Origin of the sequence: Phenylobacterium sp. LjRoot97 (genome assembly GCF_964254345.1) — a bacterium.
In the GTDB taxonomy this organism is placed as follows: domain Bacteria; phylum Pseudomonadota; class Alphaproteobacteria; order Caulobacterales; family Caulobacteraceae; genus Phenylobacterium.
On record NZ_CAXUTH020000001.1, the window covers coordinates 3,537,028 to 3,553,247 of the forward strand.

Below are 16,220 nucleotides of genomic sequence, written 5' to 3' on the forward strand. Positions count from 1 at the left end.
TCGGCACAGCGATGTCGCCCATCGCGAACTGACGGCGCGCACAGCAGGCCGCGCACGCCTTGGATGCTCAGGCTACAGGCCCACCCGCCGCGGGCGGCATCGGGCGAAACCCCTAGGTGGGCCGCCGCCGCGCTCCCAGGGCCTGGCTAGAACCCGCGCGCGTCCAGCCACTCGCCGATCGCCGCCGTCGCCCGCGGCAGCAGGTCGGGGCGTTCGGCGTAGTAGTGGTCGGCGCCGTCGATGTGCACGAGGCTCTTGTCGGCCGAGGCCGTGGCGTCGAACAGGCGCTGCGCATGGCTGGGCGTGCAGGCGAGGTCGGCGGTGTTGTTGATCACCAGCACCGGGCACGAGATCCGCCCGGCGTTGACCACGCCGTTGGCCCGGCTCTCGTCATAGCTCCACTGCGACAGCCACGAGCGCAGGGTGGTGAAACGGCCCAGGCCGACCGGCCCGTCGTTCACGATCTTCGGGTCGCCGAGGTAGCAGGTGTAGGGCCGGCGATCGGACGGGTCCTGGCTCGGATCGGTCCAGCGCACGTCGCTCATCGTCCCCTGCACCACGAAGCAGCGCTCGGCGTCGGGGTCGCCGGCGGCCTTCAGCTCGGCGAGCTGGTCCTTGGCCCAGGCGGTGATCCGCCGGTTGCGGTCGATCTGCGCCTGCCGGAACCGCCGTACGAAATCCGCCGAATAGGGCGCGGTCTCGGGGAACGCCGGATCGTAGAGATTGAGGCTCGGGTCGCGCTCGAACGGCCGGGCCTCGTCGAGGATCGAAGGGTCGAGCCATTCGGTCATGGTCACCGAGCGGCTGATGTGCGCGGCCAGCAGCAGCACGCCGTCGGCGGCCTGCAGCCCCGCCCCGGCGATGTCGACCTCGTCGCCGGCCGGCGTGTGGGTGATGGTCGGGGTCTCGGCCTGGTCCTGGTAGAACAGCGACAGCGAGCCGCCGCCGGACCAGCCGCCCAGCACCACCTTCTCGTAGCCGAAGCGGGTCTTCAGGTCGGCGATGCAGGCCCCCAGGTCGAGGACGCACTTCTCCATGATCAGCGCCGTGTCGTTCCCGCGGTAGCGCGGGTTGCAGTAGACGACGTGCCGGCCGGCGCGGGCCAAGGCCGAGACCAGCGGCAGGAACGAACCGCCGCCGACCGGATGGCTGAACAGGATGACGGTCTTGGCGTCGCCGACGTCGGGCCGCACCCGCATGCACTCGACGAACACCTGGCCGGTCGGTCCGCCATAGACCTCCTTCAGCCGGCTCTTGTCTGCGTGAACGAAGCCGTAGGGCTCGCGAACCACCGCCATCTGTCCCTCCCCTGGGGCGCGGCTTGTGGCGCCTCCAATTTCTGACTACAAAATCAGAAAAGCTGATTACAGAGTCAATCGTCATGCCGCACGACGGTGAATGGGCCGCGACGACCAAGGGCGAAGCCACCGCTGCGCGCATCCGCGCGGTGGCGCTCGACCAGTTCTCGCAGTTGGGCTTCGAGCGGGTGACGCTGGGCGGCATCGCCAAGGCCGCACGCGTGTCGCAGCCGGCGCTGCACTATCACTTCGAGGACAAGGCCCACCTCTGGCGCAGCGCCATGCTCGGCCTGCGCGCGGTGATCCAGGAGGAGGAACGGCTGATCGAGGCCGCCGCCGACGCGGCGCCGATCACCCAGCTGCGGGTCGCCATGCGGCTGTTCCTGCAGATCAGCTGGAAGCACCCGGCGCTCGGGCGGATCGTGGCGCTGGAAGGCATGGCCGGCGGCGAGCGGCTGGAGTGGCTCGACCGCCATCTGCTGGGCCCGCGCAACCGCCGGCTCGCGGCCATCGCCGCCGAGGCCGTCGCCGCCGGCGACCTGCTGCCCTACCCGCCCGAACAGGTCGTGGTGACGCTGCAGACCGCGGCGGTCGGGGTGATCAACCTCGCGCCGATGATGCGCACGACCTTCGACTGCGACGTCGCCGCCGGCCGCGAGGTCCACGACGAGATGATCCTGGAAGCCGTTCTCGGCGGCTTCCTGACTGAAAAGGGCCGCAGAGCCCGGGAGGAAGCCCAGTGACCCAGCATCCCAACGGCATTCACCACCTCGCGTTCATGGCCGCCGACATCAAGAAGCACATCGCCTTCTTCTCGGAGGTCATGGGCTGTCCGCTGGTGGCGCTCTTCGACATGCACGGCGTACCGGGCGGGCTGCACGCCTTCCTGCGCCTGAACGACCACTGCTACTTCTCGATCGTCCAGCTGCCGGCGGTCGCCGACATTCCCATTGAGCTCGGCCGCACCCACGCCGGCTCCGGCGCTCTGCCGAGCGCGGCCGGCACGCTGCAGCACCTGGCCTTCGGCGTGGAGACGGAAGCCGATCTGATCGCCATGCGCGACCGCATGCGCAGCAAGGGCGTCAACGTCATCGGCCCGATCGACCATGGCATGTGCAAGTCGATCTACTTCGCCGGTCCCGACCAGATGACTCTGGAGGTCGCGACCTCGCAGAAGGCCCTCGACCCCGCCGCCTGGATCGACCCGGCGGTGTTGGCCAAGGCCGGCATTTCCCCGGACGAGGCCGCCCGCTTCAAGGCGCCGGCCGCCTATGACGGCCCGTCGCCGGTGCCGCAGCCGCCCTACGATCCGGCCATGCCGCACATGGTCTATCCGAAAGAGGTCTATGAGCGCCTGCTGGCGACGCCCGACGAGGTGCTGACCCAGATGGCCTCCTACACCGCCCCGCCGGTGGCCCAGGCTTAGGGATGAGCTACGACAGCACCGACCAGCCGCTCGCCGACCGCCGCATCCCGGCCGGCGGCGACTTCCTGTCGGCCCAGGCGCTGGCCGAGCTGACGCCCGAGTTGCTCGTCAAGCGGATGAAGGAGCTGGCGCCGGCCATCGCCGCTGCAGCGGGAGAAGCCGAGCGCCTGCGCCGCCCGGTCGACGAGATCTGGAACGCCCTGCGCGCGGCCGGTTATTTCTACCAGTTCGTGCCCAAGGCGTTCGGCGGGCTCGAAGTCACCACCGACCAGTTCATCGACATCAGCCTGCCCATCGCCGAGGCCTGCCCCTCGACCGGTTGGGCGGCCTCGTTCTGCGCCGAGCACAACTGGTTCCTGGCCCACTTCCCGCAGGAAACCCAGCAGGCGCTGTTCGGCGGCGAGTTTCCCTATGTTGTCGCCCCGGTGGTCAGCGCCCCGCCCGGCAAGGCCGTGGCCGCTCCGGGCGGCTACACGGTTACGGCGCACTGGAAGTGGGGCACCGGCGTCATGCACGCCGACTGGATCGTCGGCAGCGCCCTGCTGATGGGCGACGAGGGGCCGCCGCGGCTGCTCAGCTGCCTGCTGCCCGCCGGCGACGCCCGCGTGCTCGACACCTGGCGCGTCGCCGGCATGGTCGGCACCGGCAGCAACGACATCGTCGTCCAGGACCTGTTCGTGCCGCAGGCGCGGACCGCGCGCTTCGACCTGATCGCCAGCGGCCGCGGCCCAGGCTCGCGCGGCTACGCCAACCCGATCTACAGCATGCCGATGCTGCCGTTCCTGGCGATGACAGCGGCCATCTCCGCGGTCGGGGCGGCGCGTTGCGCGCTCGGCGCCTATCGCGAGCGGCTGGCGAGCCACGTGCGCATGGGCGGCCTTTCCAGCCAGGGCGACAAGCCCGCCGCCCAGATGCGGCTCGGCCGCGCCAGCACCATGATCGACACGGCCGAGGCGATCATCCGCAAGGTCGGGCGCGACAACGTCGCGGCCGGCGCGCTGAAGGGCGCGGAACAGGTGGCCGAACGGCTGCGCACCCGCGCCCAGGTCGCCTACGCCGTCTCGATCTGCCGCGAGGCGGTGGCGCTGTTGGCGGAGTCCGCCGGCTCGAGCGCCCAGATGCTCGACCAGCCGTTCCAGCGCTCGGTCCGCGACCTCAACGTGCTGTCCAGCCACGTCGTCTTCGACATCGACACCGCCAACGAGCTGCACGGCCGCAGCCTGGTCGGCCTGCCGCCGAACTCGATGCTGATCTAGCGTTCGTCGAATCGCGCTAGCCGAAGGCGATGATGAGACCGTTGCTTCTCGCCGCCTGCGCCGCGGCCGTGCTGATTCCGTCCTCGGGCCTGGCCGCCGAGACCGCCGAGTGCCTCTGGCGAAACATCCCCGCGGCGACGAAGGACGAGATGCTCGTCGCCTACAAGCAGGGCCGCAACAAAGGCCTTTCGGCGGTCCGCCCGGAGGTGGACTTCGCAATGGCCAGCCGCTGCATTGACGTCATGCCGACGACCGCGGCCGAGGCCGAACAGCTGGGTCGCGTGGTCGGGGCGCAGTGGCTTACCGTGACGCTCGAGAAGGCCAGCGCTTCGCGACTCGCCGAGCTGGGATATCCGCAACGCAGCCTCGATCAGGCCTGGGAGAGCATTGGCCCGGAAAAGCGGGCCCTTATCCGTTCGGGCGCCAAGGTCATTGACGATCCCACGCTGAACCCGCCTCCCGAAACGGGGGAAGCGGTCGTCGACGCCGCCGAGGCCGCGGGCATGCCGATGACCAAAGAGGCGACCCAACAAACGTTGCTGATCTTCACCGACTACTTCACATCCAGAGCCATTCGAGAGGCGCTGGAGGCGCGCTAGCCCGCGCCTCGGCTAAGCCTCCAGCTCGATGTCCCAGTAGAGGTAATCGAGCCAGCTCTTGTGAAGGTGATGCGGCGGGAACCTGCGGCCGCGCTCCTGCAGTTCGTGGGCGCTCGGCCGGCGCGGGGTGTTGAAGGGGTGCATGTGCGCCTCGTGCGGGGTGCGCCCGCCCTTCGTCAGATTGCAGCGCGCGCAGGCGGTGACGATGTTCTCCCAGGTCGTGCGCCCGCCGCGCGATCGCGGCACCACATGGTCGAAGGTCAGGTCCTCGCCGGCCGTGCAGTACTGGCAGCTGAAGGCGTCGCGCAGGAACAGGTTGAAGCGGGTGAAGGCCGGCGGCCGGTCCTGGGGCACGTAGTGCTTGAGCGACACCACGCTGGGCAGCTTCATCGCGAAGGATGGAGAGTGGACTTCCTGATCGTAGGTCGAGACGACGTCGACGCGATCGAGGAACACCGCCTTGATCACCTCCTGCCACGGCCAGAGGGACAGCGGATAATAGCTGAGGGGACGGAAGTCCGCGTTCAGCACGAGGCAGGGCCAGCCGGACGGCGGGTGGTTAAGCACCTGCATGGTCGGCCCTCCGGGCGGGGGCGGTCCCCCCTATGTCGTACGCGTAGAGACTGAAGACAGGCCCCCTTTCGCGATCCGAGCGCTCGGCGAATCGCCCACTGGGGGCATTCCCGTAGCCAGCGAATTATAGGCCGGTTTTTGAGACAGCTCCATGAAATGAAGCCCGGCGGCCCCGTCCGGATGCGCAGGTCCAGGCGGACGGGGCGCGCTGCCCAAGCATCAGGCGCCGACGACGGCGGTGGCGCCGGCCAGGCCCAGGCTGAGAGCGATGAAGACGACGCTGACGCTAGCGTCGAAGATGCGGCCGAGTTGGCTGAGAATGGTCATGGTCTGAACTCCCGTTAGCTTGTTCCGGTGCGGCGGCGCCGCTCCCAGGTCCATCTGGACAATGTTTAGATAGGCCCAGATCTAAACGATGTACAGATACATTTTACAACGTAAGCTATTCAGAAATGCATGGAACCCACAATGCCGGCGCCTGGGCGGTCGGATAGCTCTAGGCGCACAGGGAACGGGGGCGATGACGCGAGTGGCGACGGCGACATCGTCCATCGCTACGCGCAACAAAAAAAGGGGGCCGGAACCGGCCCCCTTCAGACGCTGACTGGAAAGTTCGGCTGTTACGCGCCGACGACGAGCGTAGCGCCCGCGAGGCTGACGCTCAGGGCGACCAGCACGACCGGCACGATGCGGTCGAAGAGACGTTCGAAACGGTTGAAACGAGCGAGAGACATGACACACACCTTCCAAGTTGGAACCCTCGGGGGAGCGAGGGTTTAGTAATTTGAACACCGCTAAGATAACAGCGATCTGAACGGCGTCAAGATGATCTTTACGGCGTCCAGATTCAGTTTTAGAGTGACCGCCATGAGAGAAGCTGCAGCCGCCGACAATCGCCCCTATCACCATGGCGATCTGCGCCGCGCGTTGATCGACGCGGCCCAGCGGCTGCTGGAGACCGAGGGCCCGACGGCGCTGTCGCTGCGGGCCGTGGCGCGCGAAGCCGGCGTCAGCCCGGCCGCGCCCTATCACCACTTCAAGGACAAGGGCGAACTGCTCGACGCCGTCGCCCATGAAGGCTGGGACCTGCTCAACGAACTGATGACGCAGGCCCGCGCCAGCCATGACTCGGTCCGCGACAAGCTCACCGCGCTCGGCGTCGCCTATGTCCGCTTCGCCCGCGACAACCCCGCCCTCTATCGCGTGATGTACGACTGCTCGCGCGACAAGGAGAGCCTGCCCGAGCACGTCCACGCCGAGAACGACAGCGCCTACTGCCAGGTGCGCGACACCCTGGTCGAGGCCGGCGCCAGCCCGATGGACGAGCAGGAGTTGGAACTGGCCACCACCGCGGCCTGGTGCGCGGCCCACGGCCTGGCCGAGATGTTCGCCTTCAAGCAGTTCGACCACCTGAAGGACGCGCTGGGCGGCGACGACGCCTTCCTGCGCGGCGTGTTCGAGCACATGGGCATTTTCGGCAAGGCCCACCACGGCTAAAAGCTGACCGGGTGTTCGTCACCCGTTTCGCCCCTTCTCCGACCGGCTACCTGCACCGCGGGCATGCGTTCTCGGCCCTGACCGCGTACGAGGCCGCGCGCGCCGCCGGCGGCCGCTTCATCCTGCGCATTGAGGACATCGACGTCACCCGCAGCCGGCCGCAATTCGAGGACGCGATCTACGAGGACCTCGCCTGGCTCGGGATCGAATGGGAGACCCCGGTCCGCCGCCAGTCCGAACACCTCGACGACTATCAGGCCGCGCTCGCCGCGCTCACCGCCGACCACCTGACCTATCGCTGCTTCAAGACCCGTAAGGAGCTGGCCCAGGCCGCCGCCAGCGCCCCGCACGGCCGCGCCGAGACGTTCCGCGGCGCGCCGCTGGCGACCGCCGAGGAAGCCGAGCGCCTGGCCGCTGGAGCCCCCTTCGCCTGGCGCCTGTCGCTGGACGCCGCCGAGCAGGCCCTGGCGGGCCGGCCGCTGACCTTCACCGAGGAGGGCGAGGGCCCCGGCGGCGAGCATGGCCTGATCCAGGTCGATCCGCCCCTGTCGGGCGGCGACGTGGTGCTGGCCCGCAAGGACGTCGGCGTCGCCTATCACCTGGCCGTCGTCGTCGACGACGCGCTGCAGGGCGTCACCCACGTGATCCGCGGCCAGGACCTCTACGAGGCCGCGCACGTCCAGCGGCTGCTGCAAACCCTGCTCGACCTGCCCGCGCCCCTCTACCGCCACCATCGCCTGCTGACCGGTCCGGATGGAAAGCGCTTCGCCAAGCGCGACCATGCCGAGACCCTGCGCGACCTGCGCGAGCGCGGCGTCACCCCCGGCGAGCTGCGTGCGGAGATGGGCTTTGACTGAAGGGACGGCGGCGCGCGACCGCGGCCAGGCGCTGGCCGTGCTGGTCGCTGGCGCGGCGATCATCGGCCTGGCGCCGATCCTGGTGCGGCTCGCCGACGCCGGCCCCGCGGCGGTCGGCTTCTGGCGCGTGGCCTTCGCCATGCCGCTGCTCGGCCTGATGGCGCTGCGCACCGACGGCGGCGTCGGGACGCCCAACCGCTTCGCCCTGCTGGCCGGCCTCGCCTTCGCCTGCGACCTCGCCTTCTGGCACTACAGCATCCACTTCACCTCGGTCGCCAACGCCACGGTGCTGACCAACCTGACGCCGGTGGTGGTCACCGCCGCGGCGTGGATCTTCCTCAAGCAGCGGCCGGCCAAGCTGTTCGTCGCCGCCGTCGCCCTGGCCGTCGCCGGCGCCTGGTTGATGGCGATCGGCCGCGGGGCGCACGCGCCCGGCGCCAATCCGCCGCTCGGCGACACCTTGGCCCTGACCACGGCGCTCTGGTACGCGCTCTACTTCCTGGCCATCAGCGCCGCCCGTCGCAGCGTCGGCGCAACCCGCGTCATGTTCTGGTCGAGCGTCGCCAGCGCCCCGCTGCTGCTGGTCGCCGCCCTGGCCTTAGGCGAGCGCATCCTCCCCGCCACCGCCGGCGGCTGGGCCGCGGTGATCGGGCTCGGCGTCATGCACGTCGCCGGCCAAGGCTCGATCGCCTGGGCGCTGGGGCGCCTGCCGGCCGCCACCGCCTCGGTGGTGGTGCTGATCCAGCCGGTGGTCGCCGCCCTGCTCGGCTGGCTGCTGTTCGCCGAAGCGCTCGGCCCGCTCCAGGCGCTGGGCGGGGCCATCGCGCTGTTCGGCGTGGTCCTGTCGCAGATGGCCTCGCGCCGCGGCCGGCCGGCCGCCTAGGTCCTAGTGCGAGGCGTGATGCTCGGCGTTGCGCTTGCGGGTCGCCGCCGCCTTCTTGGCTGAGGCCGAGCGCTCCGCCGCCGTCCGATTGGCCGAGGCCGCGCCGCCCTTCCGGCCGCCCTTGTGCGCGGCGGGATGTCCGGTGTCCTTGCCGCGGCCCGAGCCGCGCGGCGCCTTGCCGCCGCCGTCGTCCTTGTTGACCGTCGCCCAGGCCCGGCGCTCGGCCTCCTTCTCCGACACGCCCTTGGCTTCGTAGCCTTCGGCGATGTGGTCGGCCTTGCGTTCCTGCTTGTCGGTGTACTTCGACTTGTCTCCGCGAGGCATGACGAACTCCTCTTACTGAGGAACAGCCAACCCGGCGCTCCGTCGATGGTTCCTGGCGCCTAGCTCAGCGCCCAGGCGGTCCGCGCCGCCTCGATCGCCGCCAGCTTGGCGTGGAACGCGCTCCAGTCGTCGCGCTCGGCGATCTGCGCCCAGATCGCCTCGATCTCGTCGATCAGCAGCTCCTGCGGCTCGGCCTGCGCGAAGTAGGCGTCTTCCAGCCGCTCGGGCCGCTCGGCCTCGAACCCCTTGATCAGCCGCCGGAAGTCTTCGAACGCCTCGCCCGCATAGATGTCGCCGCGCACGCTCGCCAAGGCCCTCGCCTCGTCGCCGCAGAACCAGTCGAAGAAGAACGGCTCCCAGCGCAGCCGATCGCCGCCCTCGGCGATGGCCCGGAACGTCGCATTGGCGAAGGCGACCTCCTGCTCGTCCGCGCCGCGCTTCAGCCCCAGCCGGTTCAGCAGCGCCCCGGCCAGCTCGGCCCGATAGAGCGGCCCGAAGCCGTTCAGCGCCGCGATCAATGCTTCCTGGTCCGCGACTTGCGCCAGGCACCCGGCCAGCTGCTGCAGGTTCCAGAACACCGTCTCGGGCTGGCGGCCGAAGCTGTAGAGCCCGGCGGTGTCGAAATAGGCGGCGGTGAAGTTCGGATCGTTGTGCGGCAGGAACCGGTAGGGACCGTAGTCGAAGCTCTCGCCGGTGATGTTCATGTTGTCCGTGTTCAGCACCCCGTGCACGAACCCCGCCGCCATCCAGCGCGCGGCCAGCCGCGCGGCCCGGGCCGTCACCGCGCCCAGCAGCGCCGCGCCCTTGTCCGGCGCGTCGGCCAGCTCAGGATAGTAGAGCTCGACCACGTGCTCGACGAGCCGCGTGATCGCGCCGCCGTCCTGCAGGAAGGCCTGGCGCTGGAAGGTCCCGAAACGGATGTGGCTGTGCGACAGCCGCACCAGCACCGACGAGCGGGTCGGGCTCGGCTCATCGCCGCGCATCAGTTGCTCGCCGGTCTCGATCAGCGAGAACGAACGCGAGGTCGGCACGCCCAGCGCCTCGAGCATCGCCGTGGCCAGCACCTCGCGCACCCCGCCCTTCAGGGTCAGCCGCCCGTCGCCGGCCCGCGACCAGGGCGTCTGGCCCGATCCCTTGGTGCCCAGCTCCAGCAGCCGGCCGCTTCCGGCCTCGCGCAGCTGGGCGAAGGTGAAGCCGCGGCCGTCGCCGAGGTCGGGGTTGTAAACGCGGAACTGGTGGCCGTGATAGCGCATGGCCAGCGGCGAGCTCAGCTGCCCCGGCAGCGGCTCGAACCGCCCGAAGTGCGCCACCCATTCATCGTCGGTCAGGCTCTCCAACCCCACGCTCGCCGCGGCCCGGTCGTTGCGGAAGCGCAGGAAAGTCATCGGGAAATCGGCCGCCGACACCGGATCGTAGAACACCGGGCCGAGGTCCTGGACATGCGGGTCGGGGCGATAGCTGGCTGAGACGGGCATGCCCATCAGATGCGCGATCACATCGGCGCCAGCAACGGCCGATTGAAGTATTTCGCCCGGCGCCCGCATGGTAACCGGAGCCATGGCGAGACGACTGACCCTGGACTTCCTGAAGACCGAGACCGCTTCGGGGGTGATCCTGACCACCGCGGCGCTGCTGGCCGTGGCCCTCGCCAACTCGCCCTGGGCCGATCACTACTTCGCCTTCATCAAGCACGAGATCACCATCCAGATCGGCGCCTTCCACGAGGCAAAGCCGGTCTACCGGTGGATCAAGGAAGGCTTGATGGCGATCTTCTTCTTCGTCGTCGGGCTAGAGATCAAACACGAGATCCTGCGCGGCGAGCTCTCAAATCCACGCCGCCTGGCCCTGCCGGTGCTGGCCGCGCTCGGGGGCATGATCGCGCCGGCCGGCGTCTATCTGCTGCTCAATCTCGGCCAAGGCGGCGCGCCGCAGGGCTGGCCGACCCCGACCGCGACCGACATCGCCTTCGCGCTCGCCGCCCTGGCCGTCGCCGGGCCGCGGCTGCCGCCCTCGCTGCGGATCTTTCTGCTGACCCTGGCCATCGCCGACGACCTCGGCGCCGTGGCGCTGATCGCCATCCTCTTCACCTCCGAGGTCAACATGTACGCCCTCGGCGGGGCAGCGGCGTCCATCGCCCTGATGGCGCTGATGTCGAAGTGGAAGTCGGCTCCCTATCTCTTCTACGCCGCCTGCTTCGCCCTGGCCTGGGCCTTCTGCCTGAAGAGCGGGGTCAACACCTCGCTAGCCGGCGTCGCCGCCGCCATGACCGTGCCGATCGACCCGCGCAAGCCGGGCCACGAGGGGCCGCTGAAGCACTTCATGGAGAGCCTGCACCCTTATGTCGCCTACCTGATCCTGCCGCTGTTCGCCTTCGCCGCGGCCGGCTTCTCGTTCCAGGGGCTGTCGCTGGCGACCCTGGCCAATCCGGTGCCGCTTGGCATCGCGCTCGGCCTGTTTCTCGGCAAGCAGATCGGCGTCTTCGGGTTCTCGGCCGCGGTGATCGGGCTGAAGCTCGCCCGCCGCCCGACCGGCGCCAAATGGCTGGAGCTCTACGGCGTCTCGCTGCTCTGCGGCGTCGGCTTCACCATGAGCCTGTTCATCGGCGGCCTGGCCTTCGATCCCAACGACACCTTGGCCCAGACCGAGGTGCGCATGGGCGTCATCGCCGGTTCCGTCCTCTCGGCCCTGGTCGGCATGGGCGTGCTCGCCCACGCGCAACGCCAGCGCAACGAGGCCGAGGGCTAGACCAGCTCGCTCGCCCAGGCCTCGGCGCCGCGCGCAGCGGCGACGATCTTCACCTCGCCGGCGAAGGCCGCGACGCTCTCCACCGTCTGGGCGAAGTCCGGCGCGTTGGGCTCGCCGCTCTGGCTGATCACCACCGCCGCAATCGGCAGACCGCGCGAGCGCAGGGTCTCAATCGCCGTCAGGGTATGGCTGATCGAACCCAGATAGGATCCGCCGACCACCACGCTGGGCAGGCCCAGGGCCAGCATCAGGTCGAGACCGGTGCCGTCCTCGGCCATCGGCGACATCACCCCGCCAGCGCCTTCGACCAGCGTCAGGTCGGCGGCGCTCGCCGCCAGCCCGGCGCGGCAGAAGTCGGTCAGGGTCGCGATCCGCAGGTCCACGCCCTCCAGCCGCGCGGCCATCGGCGGCGACAGCGGCGCGGCGAACCGCAGCGGCGCGATGGCGTCGAGCTCCGCCAGGCTCAGCGCCCGGCCCATCGCCGAGAGCAGCCGTCCCGGATCGCTGTCGGTCCAATCGGCGGGATCGATGCCGCTCACCGCCGGCTTCAGCGCCGCGACGCTCAGCCCCTTGGCCCGCGCCGCGCGCAACATCGCGCAGGCGACATAGGTCTTGCCGACGTCGGTGTGGGCGCCGGTGACGAACAGCTGGCGCATCAGGCCTCCATCAGCGGGCGAACCGCCGCCGCCAACCGGTCGATCTCGTGGTCCGGATGCCCGGCCGTGAACGCCACCCGCAGCCGCGCCGTGCCGGCCGGCACTGTCGGCGGCCGGATCGCCACCACCAGGAAGCCCTGCGCCTCCAGCGCCTGGGCCGCCGCCAGGGTACGGCCGGCCTCGCCCAGCACGATCGGCACCACCGCGCTCGTCGCCTCTGGCAGGTTCAGCGCCCGCGTAAAGCGCCGCGCCTTGCTCAGCACCGCGGCCACCCGCTCAGGCTCGGCCGCGATAACGTCCAGCGCGGCCACCGCCGCGGCGGCGTTCGCCGGCGGCAGCCCGGTCGTGTAGACCACCGTGCGCGTGCGGGTCTTGATGAAGTCGATGACCGGCGCGCTGGCGCAGACATAGGCGCCGTAGCCGCCCAGCGCCTTGGAGAAGGTGCCCATCGCCAGGTCGACCTTGGCGCTCGGGAACATCGCCGCCGTGCCGCGCCCCTCGCCCAGCACGCCCAGGCCATGGGCGTCGTCGACCAACAGCCAGGCGTCATGCGCCTGCGCCAGGGCCGAAATTTCGTCCAGCGGCGCCACGTCGCCGTCCATCGAGAACACGCCGTCGGTGGCGATCAGCGCCCGCCCGGCCTCACCGCGATAGGCGGCCAGCTTGGCCGCCAGGTCGGCGACGTCGTTGTGGGCGAACGGCACGATCCGCGCCCGCGACAGCTGTGCGCCGGACCAGATGCAGGCATGCGCCAACTCGTCGATCAAGATCAGATCGCCCTCGCCGACGAAGGTCGGAATGATCCCGGAATTGGCCAGGTAGCCGGAGCCGAACACGCAGGCGGCCTCTGCGCCCTTCAGCGCCGCCAGCCGCGCCTCGAGCTCGCTGAAGATCGGGTTGTCGCCGGTCACCAGCCGCGAGGCGCCGGAGCCGACCCCGTGGGTCTCCACGGCCGCCAGCGCCGCGGCCTTCACGACCGGATGATGCGAGAGGTTGAGGTAGTCGTTGCACGAGAACGACAGCAGCCGCCGCCCGTTGCGCTCGACCCACAGCCCGTCCAGGCGCTGGGTCGGGACCAATGTACGCTTCAGGCTGCGCGCCTCGAGCGCGTCGAGCTTGGACTGGGCGAAAGCGGTCAGACTGTCCATCACGGCGCGCGGTATGCACGAGGCGGAGCTTCGGTTAAAGCCACGGCTCATGACTTTCCCCACACCGGACTGGCTTTCCGAAGGCGCCGACAACGTCTGGCGCCCCTATTGTCAGATGAAGACCGCGCCGGCGCCGCTGGCCGTCGCCCGCACGCAGGGCGCGCGGATCATCCTCGAGGACGGCCGAGAGCTGGTCGACGGGATCGCCTCCTGGTGGACCGCCTGCCACGGCTACAACCATCCGCACATCCGCGCCGCGGTGACCGCCCAGCTGGAGCGCGCGCCGCACGTGATGTTCGGCGGCCTGGCGCACGAGCCGGCCTATCGCCTGGCCCGCCGTCTGGCCGACCTTCTGCCCGGCGACCTCAACCACGTGTTCTTCGCCGAGAGCGGCTCGGTCTCGGTCGAGATCGCCATGAAGATGGCGCTGCAGTACTGGATCAACCGCGGCGTCGCCGGCCGCACCCGCTTCCTCAGTTTCAAGGGCGGCTATCACGGCGACACCCTCGCCACGATGACCATCTGCGACCCCGAAGAGGGCATGCACAGCCTGTTCGCCGGCGTCATGCCGGCCCAGGTGGTCACCGACCTGCCGCTCGATCCGGCGTCGGAAGCCGCCCTCGACGCGCTGCTGGCCGAGCAGTCCGGCGAGATCGCCGCCATCATCGTCGAACCGCGCATCCAGGGCGCCGGCGGCATGCTGTTCCATTCCGACGAGGTGCTCCGCGCGCTGCGCCGGCTGGCCGACAAGCACGACCTGCTGCTGATCTTCGATGAGATCTTCGTCGGCTTCGGCCGCACCGGCGACCTGTTCGCCTGCTCCGGCTCGGGCGTCACGCCCGACATCGTCACCCTGTCCAAGGCGCTCACGGGCGGCACCCTGCCGCTCTCGGCCGCCATCGCCCGGACCAAGGTCTTCGAGGCCTTCTGGTCCGACGACGCCGGCGCGGCCCTGATGCACGGCCCGACCTACATGGCCAATCCGCTGGCCTGCGCGGCGGCCAACGCCAGCCTCGACCTCTTCGAGACCGGCCAGTGGAAGGCCGACGTCGCCCGCATCAACGCCGCCCTGGCCGAGGGGCTGGAGCCCTGCCGCGCCGCCCCCGGCGTCGTCGACGTGCGCACCTACGGCGCCATCGGCGTCGTCGAGTTCGACCACCCGGTCGAGACCGGCCCGCTCTGCATGGCCTTCGCCGAACACGGCTGCTGGATCCGCCCGATGGGCAAGGTCGTCTACCTGACCCCGCCCTACGTCACCACCGACGCCGAACTCGCCCAACTCACCGGCGCGATCCGCGCAGTGCTGCTGGCGTGATCAATTGCTCCCCCTCTGGGGGAGCTGTCAGCCGAATGGCTGACTGAGGGGGCGTACCGACTCAGCAGTCCCCCTCCGTCTCGACGCTCCGCGTCGATCCACCTCCCCCATGAGGGGAGGAATTGGAGCAAACCTGCTCCCTCGCCCCCTTTGGGGGAGAGGGTTGGGGTGAGGGGGACCTCGCCGCAGTCAGCTCGGCAGAGCGCCGCTTCGCGCCGCCTACCCGATCGCCGCCTTCAGCGCCGCGGCGGTCTCCTTGGCCGCCTCGCCCACCGCCGGCGAGACGTCGGACATCAGGTAGAAGTCGTGGATCAGGCCCGCATACTCGACATGAGCGGCCTTGGCGCCGGCGGCGTTCAGCGCCGCGGCGTAGTCGCGGCCCTCGTCCTTCAGCGGATCGAACCCGGCGGTGACCACCAGGGCCGGCGGCAGGTCGGCGCTCAGCTTGGCCTTGCCGAGGAAGGCGCGCGCCTGCTGCGCGTGACCAAGCGCGGCCAGCGACTTGTCGAACCAGGCGATCGCCGCCTTGGTCAGGATCGGGCCGTCCAGCTCCTTGCGCGAGGCGGTCTCCACCTCCGGCCAGATGCCCGGATAGAGCAGCAGCTGGAAGGCGATCTTGCGGGCCGGATCGTCCTTCAGGTCGATCGAGACCGAGGCCGCCAGGTTGCCGCCGGCCGAGTCGCCGCCGACCGCGATGCGCTTGGGATCGAAGCCGATCTCGGCCGCGTGGTCGAAGGCCCACTTGGTCGCCGCCAGGGCGTCGTCGTGCCCGGTCGGGAACGGATGCTCGGGCGCCAACCGGTAGTCGATCGCCAGCACCCGCACGCCGGCCAGCGAGGCCAGCCGCCGGCAATGGCCGTCGTGGGTCTCCAGGTCGCCGATCGTGAAGCCGCCGCCGTGGAAATAGACCAAGCCGCCGCTCGGGGTCTGGGCGGCGCCCGGCGTGTACAGCCGCGCCGGGATCGGGCCGGCCCCGCCGTCGACCTGCAGGTCCTTGGCGACCACGTCCTGCGGCGGGTTCTGGTCGGTCGCCTTGCGCTGCATCTGGTAGCCCATGCGGATCATGGCGGGCGGCACGGCGTCCAGCGGCGGAGCGTTCGCCGCCTGTTCGGCAGCCGCGTCGATCATCGCCTTGAAGTGCGGGTCCAGCATCAGTCTTCCTCTCCTTGAAACTCAGCCGACGTTGCGGCCGCGGCCTTCCCAGTAGGGCGCGCGCAGCTCCCGCCGCAGCACCTTGCCCGACGGGTTGCGCGGCAGGACCGCAATGAAATCCACGCTTTTGGGGACCTTGTAGCCGGCGATCAGCGCCCGGCAGTGGTCCATGACCGCCGCGGCGTCGGCCTCCGCGCCGGGCCGCAGCACGACAAAGGCCTTCACGGCCTCGCCCCACCGGTCGTCCGGCACGCCCACCACCGCGGCGTCGGCCACGGCCGGGTGCGAGAACAGCGCGTTCTCGACCTCGGCCGGATAGATGTTCTCGCCGCCCGAGACGATCATGTCCTTCACCCGGTCGTGGATGAACAGATAGCCGTCGTCGTCGAAGTAGCCGGCATCGCCGCTGCGGAACCAGCCCTCGGGGCAGATCGCCTGAGCGGTCCTCGGCCCGGTTCCAGTAGCCCTTCATCACCCCGGGCGAGCGGATC

At 70.1% G+C, this 16,220-nt stretch carries 17 protein-coding genes; 9 read left to right on the top strand and 8 right to left on the bottom strand.

Annotated features, from left to right (window positions below; translation table 11 throughout):
- Positions 1 to 146: 146 nt before the first annotated feature.
- A complete protein-coding gene (locus tag ACSQ2H_RS17395) occupies positions 147 to 1,298 on the bottom strand; it encodes an alpha/beta hydrolase (RefSeq protein ID WP_436062640.1) in 1,152 nt (383 codons plus the stop codon).
- 83 nt (positions 1,299 to 1,381) lie between these two features.
- Between ACSQ2H_RS17395 and ACSQ2H_RS17400 the strand changes: the two genes are divergently transcribed.
- From ACSQ2H_RS17400 to ACSQ2H_RS17415, 4 genes are read left to right on the top strand one after another with little or no spacing between them, the layout of a single operon-like run.
- Complete coding sequence (locus ACSQ2H_RS17400; protein ID WP_436062641.1) at positions 1,382 to 2,041, top strand: TetR/AcrR family transcriptional regulator; 660 nt, start codon at positions 1,382 to 1,384, stop codon at positions 2,039 to 2,041.
- Positions 2,038 to 2,724: a VOC family protein gene (locus ACSQ2H_RS17405; protein ID WP_436062642.1), complete on the top strand. Its 687-nt coding sequence runs from the start codon at positions 2,038 to 2,040 to the stop codon at positions 2,722 to 2,724. The genes ACSQ2H_RS17400 and ACSQ2H_RS17405 overlap by 4 nt, the downstream gene beginning before the upstream one ends.
- 2 nt (positions 2,725 to 2,726) lie before the next feature.
- Positions 2,727 to 3,980: a hypothetical protein gene (locus ACSQ2H_RS17410; RefSeq protein WP_436062643.1), complete on the top strand. Its 1,254-nt coding sequence runs from the start codon at positions 2,727 to 2,729 to the stop codon at positions 3,978 to 3,980.
- A gap of 41 nt (positions 3,981 to 4,021) precedes the next feature.
- Positions 4,022 to 4,579 carry a hypothetical protein gene (locus tag ACSQ2H_RS17415; RefSeq protein WP_436062644.1) on the top strand — a complete coding sequence of 186 codons (558 nt, stop codon included), beginning with the start codon at positions 4,022 to 4,024 and terminating at the stop codon, positions 4,577 to 4,579.
- Between the two features lie 12 nt (positions 4,580 to 4,591).
- Here ACSQ2H_RS17415 and ACSQ2H_RS17420 read toward each other — a convergent pair whose 3' ends face one another.
- Complete coding sequence (locus tag ACSQ2H_RS17420; RefSeq protein WP_436062645.1) at positions 4,592 to 5,152, bottom strand: HNH endonuclease; 561 nt, start codon at positions 5,150 to 5,152, stop codon at positions 4,592 to 4,594.
- Between the two features lie 867 nt (positions 5,153 to 6,019).
- Here ACSQ2H_RS17420 and ACSQ2H_RS17425 point away from each other — a divergent pair.
- The 3 genes from ACSQ2H_RS17425 to ACSQ2H_RS17435 are packed head-to-tail and all read left to right on the top strand — an operon-like array spanning position 6,020 to position 8,389.
- Entirely contained in the window at positions 6,020 to 6,649 is a 630-nt protein-coding gene (locus ACSQ2H_RS17425) for a TetR/AcrR family transcriptional regulator (protein ID WP_436062646.1), read from the top strand.
- A gap of 11 nt (positions 6,650 to 6,660) precedes the next feature.
- Entirely contained in the window at positions 6,661 to 7,506 is an 846-nt protein-coding gene (gene gluQRS / locus ACSQ2H_RS17430; protein ID WP_436062647.1) for a tRNA glutamyl-Q(34) synthetase GluQRS, read from the top strand.
- Positions 7,499 to 8,389, top strand: a complete 891-nt coding sequence (locus ACSQ2H_RS17435; RefSeq protein ID WP_436062648.1) for a DMT family transporter — start codon at positions 7,499 to 7,501, stop codon at positions 8,387 to 8,389. Before gluQRS ends, ACSQ2H_RS17435 begins: the two co-directional genes overlap by 8 nt.
- Before the next feature lie 3 nt (positions 8,390 to 8,392).
- Here the strand turns inward: ACSQ2H_RS17435 and ACSQ2H_RS17440 are convergent, their stop codons facing one another.
- Both ACSQ2H_RS17440 and ACSQ2H_RS17445 read right to left on the bottom strand, forming a co-directional pair.
- Positions 8,393 to 8,713 (bottom strand): plasmid stabilization protein, encoded by a 321-nt coding sequence (locus ACSQ2H_RS17440; protein ID WP_436062649.1) that lies wholly within the window; start codon positions 8,711 to 8,713, stop codon positions 8,393 to 8,395.
- A gap of 59 nt (positions 8,714 to 8,772) precedes the next feature.
- The gene (locus ACSQ2H_RS17445; RefSeq protein WP_436063583.1) at positions 8,773 to 10,188 is read right to left on the bottom strand and encodes a protein adenylyltransferase SelO; all 1,416 of its coding nucleotides are present in this window, start codon (positions 10,186 to 10,188) and stop codon (positions 8,773 to 8,775) included.
- A gap of 82 nt (positions 10,189 to 10,270) precedes the next feature.
- Here ACSQ2H_RS17445 and nhaA point away from each other — a divergent pair, with 82 nt between their 5' ends.
- Positions 10,271 to 11,458 (top strand): Na+/H+ antiporter NhaA, encoded by a 1,188-nt coding sequence (gene nhaA / locus ACSQ2H_RS17450; RefSeq protein ID WP_436062650.1) that lies wholly within the window; start codon positions 10,271 to 10,273, stop codon positions 11,456 to 11,458.
- Here nhaA and bioD read toward each other — a convergent pair.
- Together bioD and bioF are read right to left on the bottom strand one after the other, a co-directional pair.
- Positions 11,455 to 12,114 (bottom strand): dethiobiotin synthase, encoded by a 660-nt coding sequence (gene bioD, locus ACSQ2H_RS17455; protein WP_436062651.1) that lies wholly within the window; start codon positions 12,112 to 12,114, stop codon positions 11,455 to 11,457. The two genes, nhaA and bioD, sit on opposite strands and share 4 nt — an antisense overlap.
- Complete coding sequence (gene bioF / locus ACSQ2H_RS17460) at positions 12,114 to 13,262, bottom strand: 8-amino-7-oxononanoate synthase (protein WP_436062652.1); 1,149 nt, start codon at positions 13,260 to 13,262, stop codon at positions 12,114 to 12,116. Before bioF ends, bioD begins: the two co-directional genes overlap by 1 nt.
- A gap of 49 nt (positions 13,263 to 13,311) precedes the next feature.
- Here bioF and ACSQ2H_RS17465 point away from each other — a divergent pair, with 49 nt between their 5' ends.
- Positions 13,312 to 14,577 carry an adenosylmethionine--8-amino-7-oxononanoate transaminase gene (locus ACSQ2H_RS17465; protein ID WP_436062653.1) on the top strand — a complete coding sequence of 422 codons (1,266 nt, stop codon included), beginning with the start codon at positions 13,312 to 13,314 and terminating at the stop codon, positions 14,575 to 14,577.
- A gap of 219 nt (positions 14,578 to 14,796) precedes the next feature.
- On the opposite strand, the gene ACSQ2H_RS17470 is transcribed toward ACSQ2H_RS17465, so the two are convergent.
- Both ACSQ2H_RS17470 and ACSQ2H_RS17475 read right to left on the bottom strand, forming a co-directional pair.
- Positions 14,797 to 15,729 (bottom strand): alpha/beta hydrolase, encoded by a 933-nt coding sequence (locus tag ACSQ2H_RS17470; RefSeq protein ID WP_436062654.1) that lies wholly within the window; start codon positions 15,727 to 15,729, stop codon positions 14,797 to 14,799.
- A gap of 21 nt (positions 15,730 to 15,750) precedes the next feature.
- Positions 15,751 to 16,074 carry an AMP-binding enzyme gene (locus ACSQ2H_RS17475; protein ID WP_436062655.1) on the bottom strand — a complete coding sequence of 108 codons (324 nt, stop codon included), beginning with the start codon at positions 16,072 to 16,074 and terminating at the stop codon, positions 15,751 to 15,753.
- Positions 16,075 to 16,220: the final 146 nt, after the last annotated feature.

Bases quoted from the DNA above. Each gene is read 5' to 3' on its own strand.
- ACSQ2H_RS17470 (WP_436062654.1), bottom strand. From the start codon at position 15,729: ATGCTGGACCCGCACTTCAAGGCGATGATCGACGCGGCTGCCGAACAG.
- ACSQ2H_RS17465 (WP_436062653.1), top strand. From the start codon at position 13,312: ATGACTTTCCCCACACCGGACTGGCTTTCCGAAGGCGCCGACAACGTC.
- ACSQ2H_RS17410 (WP_436062643.1), top strand. From the start codon at position 2,727: ATGAGCTACGACAGCACCGACCAGCCGCTCGCCGACCGCCGCATCCCG.
- ACSQ2H_RS17395 (WP_436062640.1), bottom strand. From the start codon at position 1,298: ATGGCGGTGGTTCGCGAGCCCTACGGCTTCGTTCACGCAGACAAGAGC.
- ACSQ2H_RS17400 (WP_436062641.1), top strand. From the start codon at position 1,382: ATGCCGCACGACGGTGAATGGGCCGCGACGACCAAGGGCGAAGCCACC.
- ACSQ2H_RS17445 (WP_436063583.1), bottom strand. From the start codon at position 10,188: ATGCCCGTCTCAGCCAGCTATCGCCCCGACCCGCATGTCCAGGACCTC.
- bioF (WP_436062652.1), bottom strand. From the start codon at position 13,262: ATGGACAGTCTGACCGCTTTCGCCCAGTCCAAGCTCGACGCGCTCGAG.
- ACSQ2H_RS17475 (WP_436062655.1), bottom strand. From the start codon at position 16,074: ATGATCGTCTCGGGCGGCGAGAACATCTATCCGGCCGAGGTCGAGAAC.
- ACSQ2H_RS17440 (WP_436062649.1), bottom strand. From the start codon at position 8,713: ATGCCTCGCGGAGACAAGTCGAAGTACACCGACAAGCAGGAACGCAAG.
- ACSQ2H_RS17420 (WP_436062645.1), bottom strand. From the start codon at position 5,152: ATGCAGGTGCTTAACCACCCGCCGTCCGGCTGGCCCTGCCTCGTGCTG.
- nhaA (WP_436062650.1), top strand. From the start codon at position 10,271: ATGGCGAGACGACTGACCCTGGACTTCCTGAAGACCGAGACCGCTTCG.
- ACSQ2H_RS17425 (WP_436062646.1), top strand. From the start codon at position 6,020: ATGAGAGAAGCTGCAGCCGCCGACAATCGCCCCTATCACCATGGCGAT.
- bioD (WP_436062651.1), bottom strand. From the start codon at position 12,114: ATGCGCCAGCTGTTCGTCACCGGCGCCCACACCGACGTCGGCAAGACC.